Raw genomic sequence first — 23,005 nt, forward strand, 5'->3', positions numbered from 1 at the left:
CCATTCACTATCCCTATAATTGATTTATAAATCAGATACTGTTCGGATGAACCATTCAGGAGAAGACGAAAGTCTACCGACGGGGCAAGGGATTCCACCCGAAACTCTCAGGTCTTGGAAACAAGTAAAACTGCATGGGGACGAGCCTCTGGAGAGACTCCCTCTTTTTAGGAAAGAAGAGGAAACGGGCACCGAAGGAGCAAATTCGCATCTGCGAATAATCTCTCAGGTAAAAGGACAGAGTGGACGCAGCCTATTCACAAGGAGAGTTCTATTTGTTTCACAAACAAATGGAATATCCGTCTCTTTGTGATTTTTGCGCATAGCATGCGGCCCTGCGACCCGTGACCCACTCCCAGAGAACATTTCATCGCCGATGAGATGTTTTTCTTTTTATACCGAATCATCGAGGGGGAAACTGGAATGGATTCGCTGATGGACTTGTTGCAAGTGGTGAATGACTTCGTGTGGGGATTGCCGACGTTAATCCTGCTCGTCGGCACCGGCGTGATGCTGACGATTCGCTTGCGCGGCCTGCAGTTTCGCAAGCTGTGGTACGCGCTGCGACTCGCGTTTTCCAAAAAGCAGGAACATTCAGAGGCAGGGGATATCAATCACTTTCAGGCGTTGATGACTGCTCTCGCGGCGACGATCGGGATGGGGAATATCGCAGGGGTGGCGACAGCCGTGGCCGTCGGCGGACCCGGCGCCTTGTTCTGGATGTGGATTACCGCTTTGTTTGGCATGGCGACTAAATATGCGGAAGCGATCCTCGCGGTGAAGTACCGGATTCGGCAGGCTGACGGCACCTTTGCGGGCGGGCCGATGTACTATCTGGAAAAAGGGCTGAAACAAAAGTGGCTGGCTGTGCTCTTCGCCCTGTTTGGCACGATGGCTTCGTTTGGGATCGGGAATATGGTGCAATCCCACTCTGTCGCGGAAGCCGTGCAGTTGAACTTTTCGATCCCTCCGCTGGCTACCGGTCTCATCCTGGCCGCGTTTACGGCTTTTGTCATTCTCGGCGGCGTGAAAAAAATCGGGCAGGTCACAGGCGTGATGGTGCCCTTCATGGCGCTCTTCTATATCGTTGCCGGAATCATTATCGTCTTTGTCCATATCGATCAGGTGCCGCACGCCCTGGCGCAGATTATCTCCGGCGCATTCACCGGCACCTCGGCAGCGGGCGGCTTTTTGGGAGCGACTGTCGCGATGGCGATTCAAAAAGGGGTGGCCCGCGGAGTATTCTCCAATGAAGCGGGTCTCGGAAGCGCGCCGATCGCTGCCGCCGCCGCCAAAACCGATGAACCGGCCAAACAGGCGCTCGTGTCGATGACCGGGACATTTATCGATACGATCATCGTCTGCTCGATTACCGGTCTCGCCCTGGTAACCACCGGCGCCTGGACGACCGGCATGTCTGGCGTGGAGGCGACGACCTACGCCTTCCAGAGCGTCTTCGGTCAGGCCGGCAGCTATATCCTGGCCGTGGCGATCATCTTGTTTGCCTATTCGACGATTCTTGGCTGGGCCTACTACGGCGAAAAATGCTTTGAATACCTCTTTGGCAAAGGGTCGGCCCGCTATTACCGATTCGTCTGGGTCGTCATGGTAGCGGTCGGGGCCACGCTCAAGCTGGATTTGGTCTGGACCCTGTCCGACATCATGAACGGCATGATGGCGATCCCGAACCTGATCGGTCTGATCGGCCTCTCCGGCGTCGTCGTGGCGGAGACCAGACGCTACCTGGACAGCCGGGTGGAGCTGCAAAAATAGCAGCGGATGGCAAATTTGCCGGGGACGGGAAGATCGCTTTTTGATGGCAAAGATTGCCGCGTCATGCAAACATGCGACGGAACCGCGATCACGTTAGAAAAAGTGGCTGCACCAAGCCTCTTGGCGCTAGCATAGAGATACAAATCGCAGCTGTGGGGAGTGGAAGCATGTTGATGGTAGACTGTCCGCTCTCAAGAAAGGCGCTGGGACGAAAACCTCGTTCCCAGCGCCTTTTTTGTTTTCCCGCCTTCCTGCCCGCGGGAGAATATCCCGTCTATTTCTGCGGGCTTCGCTTCACGAGGACGAGCGCGTTGCTGAGCGGCCGCCCTGTTTTTGTCAGGTATTTGCCCTGGTAGTACAATCCCGATGAGGCGCCTCCGTCGAGGTTCATCGCTTCCACCAGCCCCAGCTTTTGGGCAATCTCCGCCAGCTCATGCATGGTGACGCCAGGGACGGTGCCCATCACGACTGTCTGGTCCTGCTTTTTACCGATGAAGCTGCGCTGTCCCTTTTGGCTGGTGATTTTTGCTTCGCTGAATGCCTCCAGCCTCACGTCCAGCTTCCCCTCCGTCACCAGCTTGGGGCCGACGCTGATCATATGCTGGGAGCCCTGCAGCTCTGCCGGCCAATCCAGCGCATAGCTTGCCTGATCCCCCACTTTCACAACGCCAGTGCGAAACCGCGCCTGTGGCCCGGCCGCGACGACGAAGCCTTTGGCCGGAATCACCGCTTTGTCCCGGACGACCGCCGTTACCTTTCCCTGATCGACGATGACAAAGGAAAAGCCTGGCAGCTCCAGCGTCTGCGAGCGGAACAACGGCGTGAATACAACGGTTTCTTCCGGTGTCGTCGGCAGGTGATTCAAAAACCAGGCGGTCTGCGTCAACTTGTTTTGGTCGCTCTGCACAAAATGGAGCGTGATCGGCGTGCCGCTATTGGGTGTAAAGGCGATTTCGCCGTTCGGCTTGATCCCCAGCCATTCCGCTCCACCCCGGATGTGGGCCAGTGCGCCGTTGATCACGATTCCTCCCATCGGCTGCAGGTCTTTGGCATCATAGGGATTGAAATACGTCCCGTTGATTGCCGCCAGCGCCTGATGCCTTTTCGCCATGGAGGCCAGCTCTTCGGTCATGCCGATCTTGTTCTGGGCGATGGCCGGTCTCAGCTCCACGCCTTCGGACGGGTGGTAGGAGATCCATCGCACCGCTTTTTTGCCTGTCGAAATGGTAATCGTCTGCGCCTGTGTCTGCAGCGCTTCGCTTTCGGCAGGAAAGCTCAGCAGCGTGCATGCCAGCAGGATCGTCAGCCATATGGGTTTCTTCGTCATTTTTCTCATCTTCCTGTCTCTGCCTCCGTTCGTCCTATCATTCATCGCATTTGCTCTATTACAGCATCTACCCTATCCTGGCTATCTACGCTATCATCTCATCTGCACGATCACGGCACCCACTCTAGCCCGGCAGCATCTCGGTTCCCCCTATACTTAGCGCAACCATTTGGAAAATCCTGCTTGTCAAAAGGCTAACTCTTGCTCCCTTCGCCCGCATCAGACCGACAAACCGGCCGGAAACTGTGTATAATGAAAAAACAGACCAGCAAAGGACGGGCGCTTCTCACTACCAGGACTGTTGGAGGCTAAAACACATGTTGGAAACTTTCGGATTCTCCTATTATGAAAGCAAAGTATACGAGACCTTGGCAGCCAGCGACGCCCCGATGGATGCCGCGATGGTCGTCAAGCATTCGGGCGTGCCCAAAGCAAAAATCTACGAAGTGCTTAGCCGCTTGGTGGACAAAGGACTGGTGCTCGATTCGGTCTCGGACAAGAAAAAATGGTACACGGCGCTCCCGTTGAACAGTTTGGTCGACAAGCTGACGGCCCAGTTTCAGCAGAATGTGGAGACGCTGAAATCATCGCTGGCCAGCAAAAAAGTGCGGGATGACCGGATCTGGAATTTGAAGATCGCGTCTTCGATCCAGGCGCAAAGCATGCAGTTAATCCGGCATGCAGCGAGGTCGATCCGCATCTCCGCGTGGAATGACGATTTTCTGACTTATCTCCCGCTCCTGGAGGAAAGGGAACGGGAAGGCATAGAGGTGGAAGCGCTGGTCGTCGGGAAGCTGGAGAGCCAATTGTCCCGCGTCCATGAGATGCTCCCCGCCGAAGAGCATGAGGGTCTGGAACGCTACCTGCTCATCGTCGCCGATCAGGAGGAGATCATTTTTGCCGGGGAGGAGGACGGCGATTGGCAGGCGATTCAGACGCGCGCTCAGCCCTTCGTCAAATTTTTCGCCGACTTCTTTTATCACGATGTAGCCTTGGCCCGCATCACGCAAAAGCATTACGACCTCCTTTTGGGCGATGAGGAAGTACGGCAGATGCTGATCCGGCTGCGCTACTAACAAGGGCGGGGAAAGAGCAGGAGGCTGCATTTTTTTCTTGTTTGTGATGACAAAAACGGTTACCATCGTAGTGGTAACCGTTTTGCTATTTTGCTGGAAAGGAGCTCCTTTTTGTGAATCCGCGCGTCTTTATTCTTGCAATTGCTACCTTTGTGGTCGGAACCGTGGAGCTGATTGTCGGCGGTACCCTGAATCTGATCACGGCCGACCTGGATATTCCCCTCAGTGCTGCCGGGCAGCTGATCACGGCGTTTTCCCTGTCGTTTTCGATCTCGGCACCCATCCTGATGCATTTCACGCGGCATATCGCCCGAAAACCTTTGTATCTGATGGCCCTGTTCGGCTTTTTTCTCAGCAATGTGCTGGCCGCTCTCAGTCCGTCTTACGCCGTCCTGATGGTGGCGCGCATCCTCTCCGCTTCTTGCGGCGCCTTGCTGACCGTGTTGTCGATCTCGATCACCACGCAGCTGGTGGAGCCGGCCTACCGCGGCAGAGCCCTGGGAATCATCTACATGGGGATCAGCGGCTCCCTCGTGCTGGGTGTTCCGCTCGGCATGGCCCTGGGCAATGCGTACGGCTGGCGGGCACCGTTCTGGTTGATCGCCGGACTTAGCCTGCTGGCGATGCTCTGTCTTGGCAAATGGCTGCAGCCGGTGCAGACACCGCCCGTCATTCCCCTGCGCGTACAGCTCGCTTCGCTGAAAGACAGCAAAATCGTCAGTGCCCAATTGATCTCCATGTTCATGCTGACGGGCCATTTGACCCTGTACGCGTATTTCACTCCGTTTCTTCAAACCACCATGCATCTGAATGCCGGCTGGCTCAGTTTCGTCTACCTGCTCTTTGGACTGGCGGCGGTGGCGGGAGGCGGAATCGGCGGCTGGATCGCGGATAAATGGGGGCCGACGAGAGCGATGCTGCTGATCATCTCCAGCTTTGCCGTGATCATGGCTTCTCTCCCGTTCACGACCGCTTCCCTCTACGTGTTCCTCGTCGCGATGGTGCTGTGGAGCGGACTCAGCTGGGCCATTTCGCCCGCTCAGCAAAACTACCTGATTCAGTCGGCGCCGGGCACCTCGGACATCCAGCTCGGGCTAAACACCTCCGTCCTGCACATGGGGATCGCCATGGGCTCGGCCATCGGAGGGGTCGTGGTCGAGAAGGCATCCGTCCAGTACAATGCTTGGGTCGGCGCCGTCTTCATTCTGCTGTCGCTGGCTTGTGCCATCTACTCCATATCCCGTCCGGTGGGCGGAAAATCCGCAATCCAGGCTGGCACGCCGATTCAATCCTGACAGAGAATACCCGGCCTCGGCATGCTTTTTGGCGAAGCCTTTTGTCGCTCAGATGCGGGCCGGAACCATTCGTTCCATTCCGAGCGACGGAACAAAACGCCTGCGTCACAGAAGAGATCAGACCGATTTCCTGCTCCGTACCGGCATAGCGGTAGCGGGAAGCGACCTCGCCGTAATAATTGGGATTCACTGGTTCCAGCGGCATCTCGGCGTGAATCATCCGGATGATTTCCCGCGACGGGACCACCTGATCCAGCTTCCAGCCGTTGCTGTTGCCCACATCCATGAATTCGATGAAGCGGAGGATATGCCCTTTTTCCCGAAAATAGCGGGCCATCGGCAGGATGTCCTGGTCGTTGACACCGCGCTGCACGACCATATTGATCTTGACGCCAAGTCCGGCGGCGGCGGCGGCTTCGATCCCCTCCAGGATCTGCTCCACCCGGTAGCCCCTGCCGTTGATCCGCCCGAAGCGCTCATCGTCCAAGCTGTCCAGGCTCACGGTCACCCGGTCCAGTCCGGCCGCTTTCAGCTCTTCGGCGTGCCTCGCAAGCAGAGAGCCGTTCGTGGTCATCGCGATATCCCGGACGCCGTCCACTTGGCGAATCATGCGGATCAGGTCGGCCAGATTCCGCCGCATCAAAGGCTCGCCGCCGGTGATGCGGATTTTTTCCACGCCCAGCGAAGTAAAGATTCCGGTCAATCTCGTAATTTCTTCAAAGGAAAGCAGCTTGTGCTGCGGCAAAAACGGATAGTCCGGCCCGAATATTTCGGCGGGCATGCAATATTGGCAGCGAAAATTGCATTTGTCTGTCACAGAGATGCGCAAATCACGGAGAGGACGTTTTTGTGAATCAAACACTTGCTTTTCCATCGCTGACCACTCCTTTTTTCCCCGATGCTTCCGCTGGCCAACCGATCAAACCGGCCAGGGATGGGGCGACAAATATAGAATACTGCCTGAATCTCGACAATGATAGCCCCCCAGCCGCTCTACTTCCTGGGCAAACTGCGGGGAGCGGATGCATTCCAGCAGCTGCTCTCCTTCCCGGCTGCGGAAAAACGAGCCGCGCATCAACAGATCATACCGCTCTTCGGCGACAGGAATGAAATCCAGATTCATCGCCTTGGCCGCGGAGTAGATGCCCAGTCCGACATCTGCCGTACCGCCTGCTACCGCGGCAGCGACGCTCAAATGAGAGACGGCCTCGCGTGTATAGCCGTAGATCGCTTCCCTGTCGATGCCCTCCTGCCCCAGCAGGTAATCGAGCAAAAGCCGGGTCCCTGCGCCCCGCTGCCGATTGATGTAGGTGACGCCGGGCTGGGCCAAATCCGCAACCGTCCTGATCCCCAGCGGATTGCCTTTTTTCACGATCCAGCCCTGCTGGCGGTAGACCAGCTGCACGAGCGCCACATCCTGGCCGCGAAGGTATTTCTCCACAAACGGCTGATTGTAGGTGCCGCTGCTCTCATCAAACAGATGGATGCCGGCGATATGGGCCTCGCCTTTTTGAATCGCCATGATTCCGCCCATGCTCCCGACGTGGGAAGAGACGAGGAAGCGGTCGGGACGGGACTTACGGAGCAGCATATCCAGCACGTCCATCGTCAGGTCATGGCTGCCGGTCGCCACGATCGTATGGTGAATCTGCTCCAGCGGGCGGTACAGTTCGATCTGAGCCGTCTCTCCCTGCTCGTAGCCCAGATGGCCGGGCGGGATGCGCAATAGGCCGTCCGCCCGAACCATCGACATCGTGACGCCCGCTGCGCGGGTCAGGGGATTGGCAATGTATTTTCCATCAATGCAGCCGACGGTCATGCGGATAAAATCCTCTGCGCCCATGACGGAGACGATGCGCCTGCCGATGGTCGCTTCGATCCGCGGCCGCTCCGGCTCCATGCTTCCATAATAATGGTGAATGAGCGAACGGGCAAACCATTCCAGATTTAAGTAGGCGGAGACTGGGTAGCCCGGCAGGCCGATCACCGGCTTGCCCTCGACGATGCCGACGACCACCGGCTTGCCGGGGCGGGTCGCAACGCCGTGAGTGAGCACCTCTCCCAGCTCTTCCACCACGTGGACGGTAAAATCCTCCCGTCCCGCGGATGATCCGGCATTGAGGAGCACCAGGTCGGCCTCCTGCACGGCTTCCCGCAGCGCCTCGCGGATCAGGGCGTAGTCGTCCGCTACGATGCCGCGCAGGATCGGCTCTGCTCCCCACTCCCGCAAGTATGCGGCAAAGACGGTGCCGTTAAACTCGATAATCTCCCCTTCGGCCACATGCTCCGACGGCGGGATCAGCTCCGAACCGGTGGGAATGATGACGACCCTCGGCTTCCGGAAGACAGGCACGCTCACGATGCCTCCCGCCAGCAGCGCTCCCAGATCGACCGGACGCAGCTTGTGCCTCGCGGGGACGATGACCTCGCCGACGACGACATCCTCGCCGATCGGGCGAATATGCTGCCAGGGAGCTGCCGCCTCCAGGATTTCGATCGTCTCCTCGTCTACCTGATGCACATGCTCGATCATGATCACGGCGTCAAACCCATCCGGGATCGGATCGCCCGTGTCTACCTCTATATAATCCTCGCCCCGCTTCAGATGAACCGGATGCTGCTCATGGGCCGCGTAGGTTTTCTCCGCTTTGACAGCGATGCCGTCCATCGCGGAAGCGTGGTAGTTGGGCATGGAGACTTTGGCGTAGATCGGCTCAGCCGTGACCCGCCCCAGGGCCTCGGCTGTGGGAATCACTTCGGTTTTGGGTGAAAAATGAACCCGCTGTTTGATTTTCTCCTGCGCTTCTCCGAGCGGGGTATCTTCCAAGTAGATTTTCCGCATGCTTTCCTCCTGCGAATGTTTTCTATCATGGGTGGTTGGACAGGGGATGGGATAGCGTTTATTGGATCAGGTATACCTTCACCGTCTCGCCTTCCAGCACACCCTCTTTATTCTCGGGGATCTCCGCGATTCCCTCGCTCTCCACCAGCGTAGAGATCAACCCCGACTTGCCGAAGACGGGGATCGCCCACAAGCCGTCTGCCCGCTCCTCCAGCTTGACCCGGATGTAGTCGGTCCGCCCTACTGCCGAAGCGACGTTGCGCGACAGCTTGGCAGACAGCCGCACATCCGTCTGACGGGCGCGGACTCCCTGCAATCTCTCCAATAGCGGAACTGCCAAAAGCTGAAACATGATCTGCGCGGATACGGGGTGGCCGGGCAAGCCCATCACCGGCTTATCTCCCGCCTTGGCGAGAATCGTCGGCTTGCCCGGCTTGGTAGCGACACCGTGCACGAGGACGCCGGGCTCTCCCAGGGACTGCATCACTTGCACCGTAAAGTCCCTCGTGCCCACCGAACTGCCCCCGGACAGGATGAGAACATCCACTTGGGCAAACAGCTCCCGTGCCCTTGCGGCAAACAGCTCGTAATCATCCCGGACGATGCCCCCCTGGATGACGATGGCGCCGTGCTGCTGGGCGATGGCGCCGACAGTCACGCTGTTGATATCCCGCACTTCACCGGGCGCCAGTTCTTTTTTCTCCGTCGGCACGACTTCATCGCCGGTGGAGAGGATCCCGATCGTGGGCCGGGGAAATACCTGCACCTCTGTTCTGCCGATGGCGGACAAGACGCCCAAATCCTGCGGACGCAGCCGGTGGCCGGCCGACATGACCAGCTCCCCGCGCTCCACATCATCCCCGGCGCGGATGACATTCTCGCCGGGCGCGACCTGCCGGTACACATTTAACAGCTCGCCGATCTCTTCGACATGCTCAATCATCACCACGCTGTCCGCGCCTGCCGGAAGCATGCCGCCCGTGGGAATGGCCTGAGCCTGTCCCTCCTTCAGAAGCACCTGTGCCGCCCGCCCCATTTCGATCCGACTGGTAATGTCCAGAAAGGCGGGCAAGGAATCGGAGGCCCCGTAGGTATCCTGCGCCCTCACGGCAAAGCCGTCTACGGTCGAACGGGCAAAATGGGGAACCTGCTCGCCGGAGATCACGTCTTCCGCCAGCACCATGCCGCATGCCTCGGTGATCGGCAGCTTGATCGGAGGGCGGAAGGGATGGAATTGTTCGGCGATGATGGACAAGGTTTCAGAGACGGTTTTTACTTTGAAAAATTTCATGTCTGCCTCCCTCTTTTTCAGTATGCAGCTTGCTCACTACTTCGACTATAATAAGTAAGAAAAAGGAGAAAATTCCGATATGAGAGTAAAGGTATTTGCCAATTTCCGTGAAATCTGCGATGCCAAGTCGGTGGAAGTGCCTACGGATAACGGAAATCGGGTCATCGACATTCTTGAGACGCTGATCCGTATGTATCCTGCGTTGGAAGATGAGGTCTTCACACCGGAGCGAACACTCAAACCATTCGTACACGTCTTCCTCAACGGACGCAACGTCATTCACGCTGAGGGGCTGGAGACAGAAGTGCAGGAAGATGATCAGTTTGCGCTGTTCCCTCCTGTGGCAGGAGGCTGACATGATCGAAGAAACACTGGAGCTGCGCGGCATTCCCCTCTCCCATCTGGTCACGTATCTCATCGAGTGCGGCGGCGCGCCTCCTGGAGATGCTGCCGTAGATCGGGCCGGTAAAGCGCTCAGCGATACGCTCCCTCTCACCATCAGAGGCGAGGGCTGGGAGGCGGACGTGCTGCGGGAGGAGACAGTCAGCATCACCTCCCGCTTTCACGTCCAGGCTGTGTTTATCCGCTTTCGGGCGGAAGAAGAGGAGCGCCTGGCCCCCGTGCTCAAGCAATTTCGCGTAAAAGTGCTTCGCGTCGGAGGCTGACCGCCCGCAGCCACTCTGCCGGTAAACGATCGAAACAAGAAGCAAAAGAGCGGGAAAAAGGTGGATGAGGTCTCCACCTTTTTTTCGTTGGCATTTACGCGATGCCGAGCTCTTTCAGTTTTTCCTCCGGCACGACGCCATCTACCCAGCCGCGCACCTGGTAATATTCATCCAGCATGATATCCATCCGGCTGACGTGTCCAGCGCTGTTGCCGGTCGCCGCCTCTTCCGTAAAGCGCTTCGGCAGGTAGTCGTCTTCCCGCTTGTCAAAGCCAGCCAGATTGTTGTAGTGGCGCTCCAGATTGTAGATGCGCTCGCCGATTTTCATGACGTCATCGGCTGTAACCGGCACGCCCGTCATGGCGGAATACTGCTCCGCGTAGTTCTCGGCGTTTTCCGAGAAGGAGGAGAATTTGCAGATATTCATCGAATCGGAGAACGCCAAGAGGTCTTGGAATACCTTCAGCAGCTCGCCTTTTCCTTCTGGCTGCAGGCGGTCGGTCGGCATCGGAATGCCCGCGATCTCGCTCGCGACCGTATAGCCGCGCAAATGGCAGGCTCCCCGGTTGCTGGTGGCATAGCCCAGCCCGATGCCTTGGATGCCGCGCGGATCGTAGGCCGGAATCGCTTGCCCCTTGACGACCATGGCCAGATTTTCGTCGCCGAAATACTTGGCCGCGCGCGCTGTTCCCTCGGCGAGAACATCGCCGATGCCCCGGCGGAAGACGAGCATCTCGGTCAGTTCGATCATCCGGTCGGCATCGCCCCAATCGATCCGCTCCTCGGTCAAGCCGCGCTCATAGGCCTCCATCATACAGGAGAGCGTATTTCCGAGCTCGATCGTATCCATCCCGTGCTCGTTGCAGAGATTGATGATGTAGGAGATGGCCGCCGCATCACCCAGTCCGCAGTTTGCCCCGAGCGCCCAGCCGGACTCGTACTCAAAACTTTCGACGCGGGTCTTGTACTTGCCTTCCTTCACTTCCACTTCCTTTTTGCAGGCTACCGGACAAGCGTGGCAGGTGTTGTCCGCAACCAGCAGAGTGGCATTGACCGTCTCGCCGCTGTGGCCCTCGGCTCCCTCCCAGTGCGAGAACTTGGAGTTCATCGCGGGAAGTGCGCCCACTTCGTTGATGATATTGGTGAGGACGTTGGTGCCGTAGACAGAGAGGCCGCCTTTTTTCGGTGCCGTCAGGCCGCCTTCCATAATCGCCTTGAGCGCTTTCTGGTTGGCTTGTTTATACTCTTCATCCTGCGCTGGCGTCGGCATGTTCCCTTTTTGCGCCGCCTTGATTACGATCGCTTTCAGCTTTTTGCTGCCTGCGACCGCCCCAGTGCCGCCCCGGCCGGCAGCCCGGTCATTCTCGTTCATAAAGCCCGCGTAGCGAATCAGATTTTCTCCCGCTTGTCCGATGCAGATCACACTCAGGTCTTCTTTGCCGTAGCGCTCCTGCATGGCTTTGACCGTCGCGCGGGTACCCTGTCCCCAGAGGTCGCTGGCGTCACGCAACTCGCCCTGGCCGTTTTCGATGTAGAGGTAAACCGGGCGATCGCTCTTTCCTTTGATAATGACGTTGTCGATGCCGGCCCACTTCAGCCGCGCTGCCGACCATCCGCCCATGTGCGAGTCCGTCACGGTGTTGGTCAGCGGAGATTTGGTCACCATGCAGAGGCGGCCGCTCATCGCCGAACGGGAGCCCGTCACCGGTCCCGTCATGACACAGAGGATGTTCTCTTCGGAAAACGGTTCCACCTGCGGCCCGTTGTCGTAGACGTATTTCACTCCCAGCCCGCGGCCGCCGATATACTTCTTGGCCAATTCCTCATTGATTTCCCGATAATCAACGGCTCCGGAGGAGAGATCGACCAAAATTTCGCGGTTTTTAAAACCTCCCAGGTTCATCGCGTACGTCCCCCTTTTTCCCATATTGTTGAATTCAAACAATATTCACCTAGTTCGACTTTTATGTGGGATCTCCTCCCGCTAGACCTGCAATGCATCGGCAAAATTATAAATTTTTCGATTATTTTTTCGGTCGAATCTCTTGCCAATCGAATCCTTCCTCAAGTATGTTAGTTTTAACCAAATCATGCCAAACGATTCCCAACAAAACCAAACGAAACCAAATTATGCGGATGAAAAGGGGGGGTGTCATGGAAAGGGCGTACCTGACACCGGAGGAGGTCGCTTCGGTATTAAAACTGTCCAAGTACACGGTCTATGAAATGATCAAGCGAAAGGAGCTGCCCGCAGCTAAAATTGGACGAGCCCTCCGCATTCTTCGCGCCGATCTGGACCAATTCATGCGCCAGCACAAATCGACGCAAGATGTTTCGGCTCCGATTCGCAGCGGCGCCGTCCCGCCTGACAGCGGGAAAACGCAGCTGGAAATCTACTTTGCCGGCAGCCATGATCTTTCGCTCGACCTGCTCAGCCGGGCCCTGGGAAAGCGGGGGATCACGCTGTTTCCGGCCTATTCCGGAAGCATGGACGGACTGATCGAGCTGTACAAGGGGCGGGTCGATATGGCGGGCTGTCATCTGCTGGATCAGATGACGGGCGAGTACAATCTGCCGTATATCCGTTCGATGCTGCCCAATGAGCAAGTGGCTGTCGTCAATCTGGTCAGCCGTTGGCAGGGCTTTATCGTGCCGACGGGCAATCCGCGGCTGATTACCAGCTGGGAGGAGTTCCTGTCGGGCCGGCATCGCATCGTCAATCGTCAGCGCGGCTCGGGGACGCGGGTCTTGCTCGACTTCAAGCTCCGGCAAGCGGGCCTCTCTGCCGAGAGCATTCCCGGCTACGAGCGAGAGGTGAGCACCCATTACGAGCTCGCCTCGGCCGTGCTGCGCGGAGAAGCCGACGCCGCGCTGGGGATCGAGAGCGCCGCCAGAGGGCTGGGGCTAGATTTTTACCCGGTGCAGGAGGAGCGCTACGATCTGGTGATCCCGGCCAGACTGCTAAACCAGGAGCGCTTTCGCGTATTTCTGGAGGTGCTCCGCGATCCGGCTTTCAAGCAGCAAGTAGTGGCTCTCGGCGGCTACGGGATCGCTTCCACCGGAAAAATCATCGACCGCACGTGAGGATATTCTTTTCAAGCTGATTTCAAAGGAGATGAGTGAGATGCATCGCAACCGTTCCCTGTTTACCTGTATGGTGATTCTCTTGAGCTTGTTTCTCGCCGCCTGTTCGACGGCATCGGTCGGCCCCGCAGCCACCTCCCCCTCCGCTCAGGGCAACGCACCCCAGTCTGCTGCTGCGGGAGAGGCGCCGCCGACAGGTGACGCCAATCCATCCGCGCAAACCGGCGCGAACGCATCATCAGCCGGCCAGGAGATCGTCCTGGCGACCACGACCAGCACGCAGGACTCCGGCTTGCTGGATGCCCTGCTGCCGCATTTTGAGCAAAGTACCGGGATCAAGGTAAAAGTGATTGCGGTCGGCACCGGCCAGGCAATCAAACTGGGAGAAGACGGCAATGCGGATGTCGTCCTCGTCCATTCGCGCAAGGCGGAAGACGAATTCGTCTCCAAAGGCTTCGGGATCAATGCCCACGATGTCATGTACAACCAGTTTTACATCGTCGGTCCCGAGCAGGATCCGGCGGGAGTCAAATCCGCCAAAAAAGCTGCCGAGGCCTTCGCCGCCATCGCTCGGAGCCAGGCGCTGTTCATCTCTCGCGGCGACGATTCCGGCACGGACAAAAAAGAGAAGAGCATCTGGAAAGAGGCGGGGATCACGCCTGAGGGCGACTGGTATCTCTCCTCGGGCCAGGGAATGGGCGCTACCCTGCAAATGGCGGATGAAAAAGGCGCCTATACCCTGACGGATGAAGCCACCTTTCTGTCGCGGAAAATGAATCTGCAGGTCCTCATGCAGGGGGACCAATCGCTTTTGAACCCGTACGGCATCATCCAGGTCAAATCGACGGCAAAGCCGGCAGAAGCGGAAAAGCTGATCCAGTTCTTCGTCGGAGCGGAGGGGCAGAAACGAATCGGCGAGTTTGGCGTGGACAAATACGGCAAAGGGCTGTTTGTCCCTGCGGCACAGAAGCGCTAGGAGCCCCGCCGCATGCATATGACTCCTGAGGTATGGGAGATCATCTGGCTCTCCCTGAAGGTGACGACTACTGCCATCCTGCTCGGCGCGTGCGCGGGCATCCCTCTGGGTGCCTTTCTCGGCCTGTATTCTTTCCCGGGAAAACGTCTCGCCGTCATCCTGATCTACACCTGCATGGGACTGCCTCCGGTACTGGTAGGCGTACTCGTCTACCTGCTGCTCTCCCGCTACGGCCCGCTCGGCTCCCTCGGCCTTCTGTTCACCCCGGAGGCGATGGTCATCGCTCAGTTCGTGCTGGTCACTCCCATCCTCGCCGGCCTGACCATGTCGGCTGTCCATTCCAAGGAGCGAGCATACTGGGAAACAGCCAAGAGCCTCGGGGCCAGCCCCTGGCAGCTGGTCGCCACGATCATCCGCGAAGCGCGCAAAGGCATCTGGGCGGGAGTGGCGGCCGCCTATGGACGAGCGATCTCCGAAGTGGGCGCCGTGATGCTGGTGGGGGGAAATATCGAGCATCACACCCGCGTCATGACGACCGCGATCATTCTGGAGACGAGAATGGGCAACTTCAGTGCCGGACTGCAGCTCGGCCTGGTGCTCTTGTTGATCAGCTTTTTGTTTAACAGCTTCCTCGTCTCGGGAGTGCTCCAACAATTAAAAAACAACGGGCGGAGATGACGACATGGCATACCTGGAGCTTGAGCACCTGCAAGTAGCCTTTGCAGGAAAAACAGTGCTGCATGTAGAAAAGGCGTCTTTTAACCGCGGCAAAATCTACGGGATCGTCGGTCCCAGCGGCTCTGGAAAAAGCACGCTGCTGCGCGTGCTGAGCCTGTTGGAGAGACCGGCGGCCGGCTGGTTGAACGTTTTCGGCGAGAACATCCATCTGCCGTCCCTCACGCATGCCGGCGGCCTTTCGCTGCAGCGCAGAATCGGCTATGTGCAGCAAAAGCCGACGATGTTTGACGCCACCGTTTTTGACAATGTGGCGCTCGGCCTGCGCTACCGCGGCATGGCTCGCGAGGAGATCCAGACGCGGGTCGGCGAAGCGCTCCGTCTGGTAGAGCTGGAGCATACGGCTACCCAGCGGGCGCATACCCTGTCTGGAGGAGAGGCGCAGCGGATCGCTCTCGCCCGCGTGCTCGTCTATCAGCCCGACCTGCTTTTTCTCGACGAACCGACAGCCAACCTCGATCCATACCACATCGCCATTTTCGAGCGCGTGATTCAAGCGATTCATCAAGAGCGGCAAACCACCGTATTGATTGTGACGCATAATTTGCAGCAGGCCCGGCGTCTGACCGACCATTGTCTGTTTATCCATAAGGGAAGCATCGTGGAGCGCGGGGAGACGGAGGCTTTCTTCGCACAGCCGCAAACCAGCGAACTGGATGACTTCCTCTGCGGCCGGATGATTTACTGACAAGTGATTGGCCCGAGATCAAATGCGATTGAAAGCGGAAAAGAGGGGAACCCATGAATCCGGATCAAAAGCAACGCTATTCCCGGCAGATACGATTCGCCCCGATCGGCAGGGAGGGTCAGGAGCGGCTCGGACAAAAGAAAGCTGTCATCGTCGGCATGGGCGCACTCGGAACGGTGCTGGCCAATCACATGGTCCGCGCCGGAGTGGGACATGTGCGGTTGATCGACCGCGATTTTGTCGAGGAAAGCAATCTTCAGAGGCAGATGCTTTACGATGAGGAAGATGCCCGCCAGCATCTGCCGAAAGCCGTGGCCGCGACGCAAAAATTGCAGGCCGTCAATTCCGGCATCACGATCGAAGGCGTGATCGCCGACCTCGGGCCGGTCAATGCCGAGTCCTTGCTCGCCGACGCCGACCTGATCCTCGACGGCACGGATAATTTCCAGGTCCGGTATCTGATCAACGACGTGGCCGTCAAGCATCAGATCCCCTGGGTCTATGGCGGCGTGGTCAGCGCGAGAGGCATGTTTGCCGTCATCCGGCCGGGCATCACCCCTTGCTTCCGCTGCCTCTTCCCTCACGCGCCGGCCGGCCGGGGCGAGACCTGCGACACGGTCGGCGTCATCGGCCCCGCCGTCCATCTCGTCGCCTCCTACCAGGCCACCGAAGGCTTGAAATTGCTTGTCGGTGCCGAAGACAGGCTGAATCCCCACCTGGAGCAGTTCGACATCTGGCACAATGATCAGCTGCAGATGGATATCCGCGAGGGAAAAAACCCCAACTGTCCCGCCTGCGCGAAGAGGAGCTTCAGCTACCTGGACAGCGGAGATGCGGAGACGGAGGATTTCGCTACGCTCTGCGGCAGGGACACGGTGCAAATCAGTCCGACACATCCGCGAACGGTCGATCTGGAGCAGCTGGCCGAGAGGTTTCAGCGCATCGGACGCGTGGAAAAAAATCCGTTTTTGCTCCGCTTTCACGCGGACGATTATACGCTTGTCTTTTTCAAAGATGGACGGGTGCTCGTACAGGGAACGGATGACATCGGCGTGGCCCGGATCTTGTACGCCAGGTATGTGGGACATTAAGCTCAGGAAAAACAGAGAAGTCCAATCAGGCGAAGCTGCAATCAAAAAAGGTGCTGTCCGGCTATTTGCGGACAGCACCTTTCTCTTTTTTTGATCTAACACCCAAACGGAGTAACCCGTTTTATTTCATCTCGGCAATCTCTTTTTGGATCTTGTCGAGGAAGGCCGCCACGGTCATGGCGCCTTCGTCACCCACACCGCGCTTGCGTACGGAGAGGGTGCCCTCTGCCACTTCGTTTTCCCCGATGACCAGCATGTACGGGATTTTTTGCACTTGCGCTTCGCGGATTTTGTAGCCGATTTTTTCGTTGCGCGCATCCAGTTCTACGCGAATGCCCGCCTGCTCCATTTGTTCCTTCACTTTTTGCGCATACTCCACATGAACCTCGTTGATGGTCATCAGGCGCACCTGCACCGGCGTGAGCCAAACCGGGAACGCGCCTGCGTAGTGCTCGATCAGGATGCCGATAAAGCGCTCCATCGAACCGTACATCGCGCGGTGCAGAACGACCGGGCGGTGCTTTTCGTTGTCCTGGCCGACATAGCTCAGGTCGAACTTCTCCGGCATCTGGAAGTCGAGCTGGATGGTGCCGCATTGGTGGCGGCGCTTCAGCGCGTCTGTGATCTGGAAGTCGATCTTCGGACCGTAGAAGGCGCCGTCTCCCTCCTTGATCTCATACGGCATGCCAGCCTGCTCCAACACGTTTTTCAGCGAGGTTTCGGCGATCTCCCACAGCTCGTCGGAACCCATCGAGTCTTCGGGACGCGTGGACAATGCGACACTGTACTCGAAGCCAAACACCTTGTAGATCCGGTCGATCAGTTGGATCATGTTTTTGATTTCGCTCTCGATCTGGTCAGGACGCACGAAGACGTGGGCATCGTCCTGGCAGAAAGTGCGCACCCGGAGCAAGCCGTTCAGCGCGCCGGAGTATTCGTGGCGGTGCACCTGGCCGAATTCGGAATAGCGGATCGGCAGGTCCCGGTAAGAGTGCATTTTGTTTTTGTAAATCAGCATATGGCCCGGACAGTTCATCGGCTTGAGCGCATACGTGGTGTCGTCCACCTCGGAGAAGTACATGTTTTCATGATAGTGATCCCAGTGGCCGGACTGGAGCCAGAGACGCTGATTCATGATAAACGGCGTGCGCACCTCTGTGTAATGGGCGAGCTGCTGCAAGCGGCGGGAGAACTGTTCCAGCTCGTTGCGGACAGTGAAGCCGTGCGGCAGGAAGAAAGGCATGCCGGGCGCTTCTTCGGAGAACATGAACAGCTCCAGCTCTTTGCCCAATTTGCGGTGATCCCGTTTTTTCGCTTCTTCGATGAAATGCAGGTACTCGTCCAGCTCCGCTTTTTTCGGCCAGGCTGTGCCGTATACGCGCTGCAATACCTGGTTCTCCGACTTGCCGCGCCAGTATGCGCCGGCTACGCTCATCAGCTTGAAGGCCTTGATATAGCCGGTAGACGGCAGATGCGGGCCGCGGCACAGGTCGAAAAATTCACCCTGCTCATAGATGGTGATGACTGCATCCTCTGGCAGATCGCGGATCAGCTCCAGCTTCAGATGATCGTTCAGCTCGGAGAACATGGCCAGCGCTTCTTCGCGGCTTACCTCTTTGCGGCGGATCGGCAGGTCCTGCTTGATGATTTTTTCCATCTCGGCTTCGATTTTGGGGAGGTCGTCCGGCGTGAGTGCTGCCGGGATGTCCATATCGTAGTAGAAGCCGTCTTCGATGACAGGGCCGATTCCCAGTCTCACCTCTTTGCCGTACAGTCGCTTGACTGCCTGGGCCAGCAGGTGAGCGGTGCTGTGCCGATAGACTTCCAGACCGTCGGCGGAGTCCAGCGTCACGATTTCGACAGCGGCATCCTCCTCGACTGGCGTATAGAGATCGACGACCTTGCCGTTTATTTTTCCGGCTACCGCCTTTTTCTTCAGGCTGGAGCTGATGGAGCCGGCGATTTCTTCGATGGAGACGCCTGCTTCATAGGGACGGACGGCGCCGTCGGGAAAAGTCACATGAATTTGTGCCACAAGCCATACTTCCTTTCCAGTTTCAGTTTTTTTCATTTCAGGGAAATCAAAAAAGCACTGCATCCCCAAAGGGACGAGTGCTTGTTACCCGCGGTACCACCCTTGTGAACTGCCTCTCTCCTCTGCTGCTGTGCGCCAGGCCATGCCGGGCCGCGGGCGGAGAAGAGATCAAGGCAGAACGCTTTGATCCAAATAACGGTGTAAACCGGCTCGCCGATACTGCAGAGGGAAGAGACTCCGCTCTGTTCGTTCCCGGCGGCTACTCGAAGGGGGTAAAGCAATACCTGCATGCAGCGGGCTTCCAGCCTGTGACCCGCCTCTCTGAAGCTGCGACAGCATTCTTCATGTCCTTCTCATTGTATTTTCCGTGTGGAGTTGTTTTTCGTATTATAAAGGAGTCGGTTTGTTCCCGTCAAGTATGCGTCTGCCCGACAGGCAAAGGGAGCAGGAATGACAGGTGACCGTCCGCGCTTCGAAAATGCTTCTCACGGTCTGGATCAACGGGAGCCTGTCCTCGCCCAGATGAAGGATGATCCGCTCCGGCGCCAGCGTGACCAGGGCACTGACCAGATAATCCTCTTCCCGGCAGCGCTGCTCCTCTACGCACAGGATCGCATCCAGCTGCTCCAGAAAGATTCGATTCCCCTGTTTGTCATAGAGATGGAAAGGTTTGTCCACACTAGGAACGACGTGCACCACTTCCTGCTTCGTCTCCTGATCCGCGACGAAGTAACGCAGGAGGTCCACGAATTCCTGGTACTGCTGATCCTCCAGATAGTCGTCCAGACCGGTCTCCACCAGTTCGAACAGGTCATTCCAGTGCTCCTGCAGCCGAAAGCGGACAAAACCGAGCACGTTTAACTGCCGCTCGTCTTCGAAGTAGTCAAAGACCTTTCGGTAGACCTTCGCTTTCCTCGTCGACATGTGCAGGGCACTTTCGGTGAAATCTTGTTCCAGACAGAGCCGATGGATAAACGGGAGGACAGACGGCCACTCCTCTTCGAGCAGCTCCGCCTCCATCAAGTCGGCTGCCATCTCTTCCATGACTTCCGGCTCTTTGACGCGGAGGACCCACTCGGCCACTGCCAATGCGATAAACGCCCGCGCCCAGTCGATCGTCTCCGCGTTGTACTCTTCGCGGCACCAGCTCTGGAAGCGGAACAATCTATAGTCACCCTGCTCGTATTCCTCATATGTAATGCATACCGGATCGGTCTTGACCCGCTCCGTCAAGTCCCCCAAAATGGAGCGAAACGCATCACAATGAGCAGGGATATTTTCAAATAACAGGGCGTACACTTGCATCTTGATCCCCCCAATCCGCAATGTAGTTACAGTATATGTCCCACCAGGGGCGATATACTTTTAAACGGATGGAAAGAGCGGGAAGGTTGCAGGGCAAATAAAAACACGACGCCTGCGAGCGGCGCCGTGTACGTTTTTCTTTTCTCTGGGCATGGTGCAACTGGTTAATTTTGCATCACAAAGTCCACTTCGGCCTGCTCGCCTTCCTGGAAGACGCGCAGGATCTCGTACTTGGTGTTTCGCTGTGCCGGGATTTTCCCCGCCTCCCTGATCAATTGCAGGATCAGGTTGGTATTTACCTTATAGGCGCATTTGGCTGCCGACACGACATTTTCCTCCATCATCGTGGAGCCGAAGTCATTGGCCCCGTAGCTGAGCGACAGCTTCCCGATCTCCGGCCCCATGGTCACCCAGGAGGATTGGAAGTTGGGGATGTTGTCCAGCATCAGCCGGGCAATCGCCAGCGTTTTCAGATACTCCTCGGGCGTGTTGTTGACTGCTTTCATATTGGTGTTGTCCGGCTGGAACGTCCAGGTGATGAAGGCGGTAAAGCCGCCCGTCTCATCCTGCGCTTCGCGTATGCGCATGAGAGAGAGCACCCGCTCCTCCATCTCCTCGCCAAAGCCGATCACCATCGTCGCTGTTCCCGGCAAGCCGGCGCGGTGGGCCGCTTTTTGGATATCGATCCACTCTTTCCAGGAGCCTTTCAGACGGGAAATTTTTCGCCGCGTCCGATCGTCGAGAATCTCTCCCCCTGCTCCCGGCAGGGAATCAAGGCCGGCCTGTTTCAACTGGCGCAGCACTTCCTCGATCGGAAGTCCGGAGACGTCCGCCATCTTTTTGACTTCCGCCGTGGAAAACGAGTGCATCGTGATCTGTGGAAACCGCTGCTTGATGCCGCGCAACAATTCGAGGTAATAGTCAAGCGGCAGATCCGGATTGGTCCCGCCCTGCATCAATATCTCCGTACCTCCGACGTCGACGGTCTCCTGAATTTTTTGGTAAATCTCTTCATTGGACAGGACGTAGCCCTCTTTCGATCCGGGCGGCCTGTAAAAAGCGCAGAATCGGCAATACGTATCGCATACGTTGGTATAATTGACATTTCGCCCGATGACGAACGTCGTAATCGGCTCCGGATGCCATTTTTGCATGACGAGATTGGCGTAATGGCCCAGCTTTTCCAGTTCATTGCTGGCAAACAGCTCCAACCCGTCTTCCAGTCCCAGGCGTTCTCCCGCCAAGGCTCGTTCCAAAATATGATCGATCAAAAGGATCACTTCCCTCGCAACATGTCGTCCACGCTTCATCGTATCATAAAAGCAGCCGGGATAGAACCCCTGCAGGCTCCCCGGGAAGCAGAAAGCAGCCCTGCCGGCGGCAAGACTGCTTTGCTCTCGCATCTCACGTTTATGCTTCGAAACCGATTTCCTCATAGACTTCCGGGTCCCAATAGATGACGGACTGCCCGAGCGGCAGATTCATCTCGCGGGCTCCGTTTGGTTTGCCGTTGAAGTAAATAATCTCCGTAACCGATACCCGATCTCCCCGCACGTCGATTTCCCCTTTGAACTCCAGCGCCGTACCATTTGGCGCATAGAAGGTGACTTTCCCCGATCCCAGTGTTTTCATCCGGTACCTCCCCCATGTGGTCTGTACCTCTATAGTAGTAGACAATCTTTCCCAGCGTCAATGCACACGGCAGACTTTTTACCCGCTGGCAGGATCGGCTGCGCTCTTTTTGCGTCCGCCTTTCTGCTTGCTGTCACTCGCGGGCGGCACGCTGGCCGAGCCATAGGTCTCGGAGGCCATCGTCGCTTCCGGCTCGGCTGCCATCCCCAGCTCGTCCCCGCCCCCGTAGTGCTCCTGGCGGTACTGCGGCGAGGAAAAAATCTGGCTGGCATTGACCGGCGGCGGCTGCATCGATAGTGGGGATGCCTGCATCGGCTGCTGGGTCAGCTGCGCAGGCTGTTGGGTCAGCTGCGGCTGTTGGGTCAGCTGAGGCTGTTGGGTCAGCTGAGGCTGTTGAGTCAGCTGGGGCTGTTGGAGGGCTGCCCCCGGCACCGCCATCCCTGGAAGCATGGACGAATGCCTGGCGAGCGGCCCCTCCGGCTCCACGGAATTGGTAAACAGCGTGCCGTTCTGCTGGACAGACGGAGTGACTGCTCCCGGAGCCATCTGCTGTATCGCCCCTGGTGCCATCCCAGCGGTGGGTTGATACCCTTTCAGCAGCTGGGCATTGACACTCTCCGGCATCGCTACCAGCGGGTAGTAGCCCTTGCGCTTCATGTAATTCCACGTCTCATAGGCTTGATTTGCACAATTGACCGCGCTTTGCAGGAGCATGCTGCGTATCTGGGGATGAGCCGCTTCCAGTGCTGCCGCCATTTTAAATACCGCTCCCGACTTATGCAGCCCCAGCATAGCGGAGGAGACGTCGCGATCATCCATCTGGTTCGGATGGGTATTGGGCTGCTGGGCGGATGGCGTCGGGTGGGCAGCTTGCGGGGCAGGCGGCATCGCTGACGCATTTGCTCCCGGCGAGCTGATCGGGCGATACGGCAAACCTTCACCGGCTCCCAGTCCGCGGATGGTCTGGACCATGCTGTTGTATTCCGTCTCCATAAATTGCAGTTGGTGGCGAAGAAGCTGCACCAATTCGGGATCCCGGGCATAAGGCGCGTACAATTGCGCTGTATTGATCGCATCTACGGCCCCGTTCAAGATTTCGTGCAGCTCCATCACTTCGTGAGCGCCGTACACGTGGGGTTGCATCGAATCGATTCCTCCTTTTTCAAAATCTCTAACAGTATGTCCCTTTT

At 57.6% G+C, this 23,005-nt stretch carries 20 protein-coding genes and 1 riboswitch; of the genes, 10 read left to right on the forward strand and 10 right to left on the reverse strand.

What is annotated here, in order from left to right:
* Positions 1 to 138 precede the first annotated feature (138 nt).
* A riboswitch (glycine riboswitch) is annotated at positions 139 to 251 on the forward strand.
* 172 nt (positions 252 to 423) lie between these two features.
* On the forward strand, positions 424 to 1,773 hold the full coding sequence (locus tag JD108_RS15800; RefSeq protein WP_198826982.1) for an alanine/glycine:cation symporter family protein: 1,350 nt from the start codon (positions 424 to 426) through the stop codon (positions 1,771 to 1,773).
* 274 nt (positions 1,774 to 2,047) lie between these two features.
* On the opposite strand, the gene JD108_RS15805 is transcribed toward JD108_RS15800, so the two are convergent.
* Positions 2,048 to 3,100 carry a phosphodiester glycosidase family protein gene (locus JD108_RS15805; RefSeq protein ID WP_198826983.1) on the reverse strand — a complete coding sequence of 351 codons (1,053 nt, stop codon included), beginning with the start codon at positions 3,098 to 3,100 and terminating at the stop codon, positions 2,048 to 2,050.
* Between the two features lie 317 nt (positions 3,101 to 3,417).
* Between JD108_RS15805 and JD108_RS15810 the strand changes: the two genes are divergently transcribed.
* Positions 3,418 to 4,176, forward strand: a complete 759-nt coding sequence (locus tag JD108_RS15810; protein WP_198826984.1) for a TrmB family transcriptional regulator — start codon at positions 3,418 to 3,420, stop codon at positions 4,174 to 4,176.
* Between the two features lie 113 nt (positions 4,177 to 4,289).
* Positions 4,290 to 5,471, forward strand: a complete 1,182-nt coding sequence (locus tag JD108_RS15815; RefSeq protein ID WP_198826985.1) for an MFS transporter — start codon at positions 4,290 to 4,292, stop codon at positions 5,469 to 5,471.
* On the opposite strand, the gene moaA is transcribed toward JD108_RS15815, so the two are convergent.
* The 3 genes from moaA to JD108_RS15830 are packed head-to-tail and all read right to left on the reverse strand — an operon-like array spanning position 5,377 to position 9,604.
* Positions 5,377 to 6,345, reverse strand: a complete 969-nt coding sequence (moaA, locus tag JD108_RS15820; protein WP_323958378.1) for a GTP 3',8-cyclase MoaA — start codon at positions 6,343 to 6,345, stop codon at positions 5,377 to 5,379. The two genes, JD108_RS15815 and moaA, sit on opposite strands and share 95 nt — an antisense overlap.
* 45 nt (positions 6,346 to 6,390) lie before the next feature.
* Positions 6,391 to 8,313, reverse strand: a complete 1,923-nt coding sequence (locus JD108_RS15825) for a molybdopterin biosynthesis protein (RefSeq protein ID WP_198826986.1) — start codon at positions 8,311 to 8,313, stop codon at positions 6,391 to 6,393.
* A gap of 58 nt (positions 8,314 to 8,371) precedes the next feature.
* Positions 8,372 to 9,604: a molybdopterin molybdotransferase MoeA gene (locus tag JD108_RS15830; protein WP_198826987.1), complete on the reverse strand. Its 1,233-nt coding sequence runs from the start codon at positions 9,602 to 9,604 to the stop codon at positions 8,372 to 8,374.
* Positions 9,605 to 9,683: 79 nt separating this feature from the next.
* Here JD108_RS15830 and JD108_RS15835 point away from each other — a divergent pair, with 79 nt between their 5' ends.
* Entirely contained in the window at positions 9,684 to 9,959 is a 276-nt protein-coding gene (locus JD108_RS15835) for a ubiquitin-like small modifier protein 1 (protein WP_198826988.1), read from the forward strand.
* A 1-nt stretch (position 9,960) separates the two neighbouring features.
* Entirely contained in the window at positions 9,961 to 10,269 is a 309-nt protein-coding gene (locus JD108_RS15840) for a MoaD-like domain-containing protein (RefSeq protein ID WP_198826989.1), read from the forward strand.
* 94 nt (positions 10,270 to 10,363) lie between these two features.
* On the opposite strand, the gene JD108_RS15845 is transcribed toward JD108_RS15840, so the two are convergent.
* Positions 10,364 to 12,172, reverse strand: coding sequence for an aldehyde ferredoxin oxidoreductase family protein (locus JD108_RS15845; protein WP_198826990.1), 1,809 nt, complete (start codon positions 12,170 to 12,172; stop codon positions 10,364 to 10,366).
* Positions 12,173 to 12,423: 251 nt separating this feature from the next.
* On the opposite strand from JD108_RS15845, the gene JD108_RS15850 reads away from it, so the two are divergent.
* Genes JD108_RS15850 through JD108_RS15870 form a run of 5 tightly spaced genes read left to right on the forward strand, consistent with a single transcriptional unit; the run spans position 12,424 to position 16,843 of the window.
* Entirely contained in the window at positions 12,424 to 13,353 is a 930-nt protein-coding gene (locus JD108_RS15850) for a helix-turn-helix transcriptional regulator (protein ID WP_198826991.1), read from the forward strand.
* 40 nt (positions 13,354 to 13,393) lie between these two features.
* Positions 13,394 to 14,329, forward strand: a complete 936-nt coding sequence (locus tag JD108_RS15855) for an ABC transporter substrate-binding protein (protein ID WP_228728169.1) — start codon at positions 13,394 to 13,396, stop codon at positions 14,327 to 14,329.
* Between the two features lie 12 nt (positions 14,330 to 14,341).
* Complete coding sequence (locus tag JD108_RS15860) at positions 14,342 to 15,007, forward strand: ABC transporter permease (RefSeq protein ID WP_198826992.1); 666 nt, start codon at positions 14,342 to 14,344, stop codon at positions 15,005 to 15,007.
* A 4-nt stretch (positions 15,008 to 15,011) separates the two neighbouring features.
* Positions 15,012 to 15,752, forward strand: coding sequence for an ABC transporter ATP-binding protein (locus JD108_RS15865; RefSeq protein ID WP_198826993.1), 741 nt, complete (start codon positions 15,012 to 15,014; stop codon positions 15,750 to 15,752).
* A 53-nt stretch (positions 15,753 to 15,805) separates the two neighbouring features.
* Positions 15,806 to 16,843 carry a ThiF family adenylyltransferase gene (locus JD108_RS15870; RefSeq protein WP_198826994.1) on the forward strand — a complete coding sequence of 346 codons (1,038 nt, stop codon included), beginning with the start codon at positions 15,806 to 15,808 and terminating at the stop codon, positions 16,841 to 16,843.
* A 121-nt stretch (positions 16,844 to 16,964) separates the two neighbouring features.
* Here JD108_RS15870 and thrS read toward each other — a convergent pair whose 3' ends face one another.
* The 5 genes from thrS to JD108_RS15895 form a co-directional block, all read right to left on the reverse strand.
* Entirely contained in the window at positions 16,965 to 18,878 is a 1,914-nt protein-coding gene (gene thrS / locus JD108_RS15875; protein ID WP_198826995.1) for a threonine--tRNA ligase, read from the reverse strand.
* A gap of 387 nt (positions 18,879 to 19,265) precedes the next feature.
* Positions 19,266 to 20,183 (reverse strand): putative sporulation protein YtxC, encoded by a 918-nt coding sequence (ytxC, locus tag JD108_RS15880; protein ID WP_198826996.1) that lies wholly within the window; start codon positions 20,181 to 20,183, stop codon positions 19,266 to 19,268.
* A gap of 164 nt (positions 20,184 to 20,347) precedes the next feature.
* A complete protein-coding gene (gene mqnC / locus JD108_RS15885) occupies positions 20,348 to 21,454 on the reverse strand; it encodes a cyclic dehypoxanthinyl futalosine synthase (RefSeq protein WP_198826997.1) in 1,107 nt (368 codons plus the stop codon).
* A gap of 139 nt (positions 21,455 to 21,593) precedes the next feature.
* Complete coding sequence (locus JD108_RS15890) at positions 21,594 to 21,815, reverse strand: hypothetical protein (protein ID WP_198826998.1); 222 nt, start codon at positions 21,813 to 21,815, stop codon at positions 21,594 to 21,596.
* Between the two features lie 78 nt (positions 21,816 to 21,893).
* Positions 21,894 to 22,958, reverse strand: coding sequence for a spore coat protein (locus JD108_RS15895; protein WP_198826999.1), 1,065 nt, complete (start codon positions 22,956 to 22,958; stop codon positions 21,894 to 21,896).
* Positions 22,959 to 23,005 lie beyond the last annotated feature (47 nt).

The organism is Brevibacillus composti (genome assembly GCF_016406105.1).
GTDB lineage: Bacteria > Bacillota > Bacilli > Brevibacillales > Brevibacillaceae > Brevibacillus > Brevibacillus composti.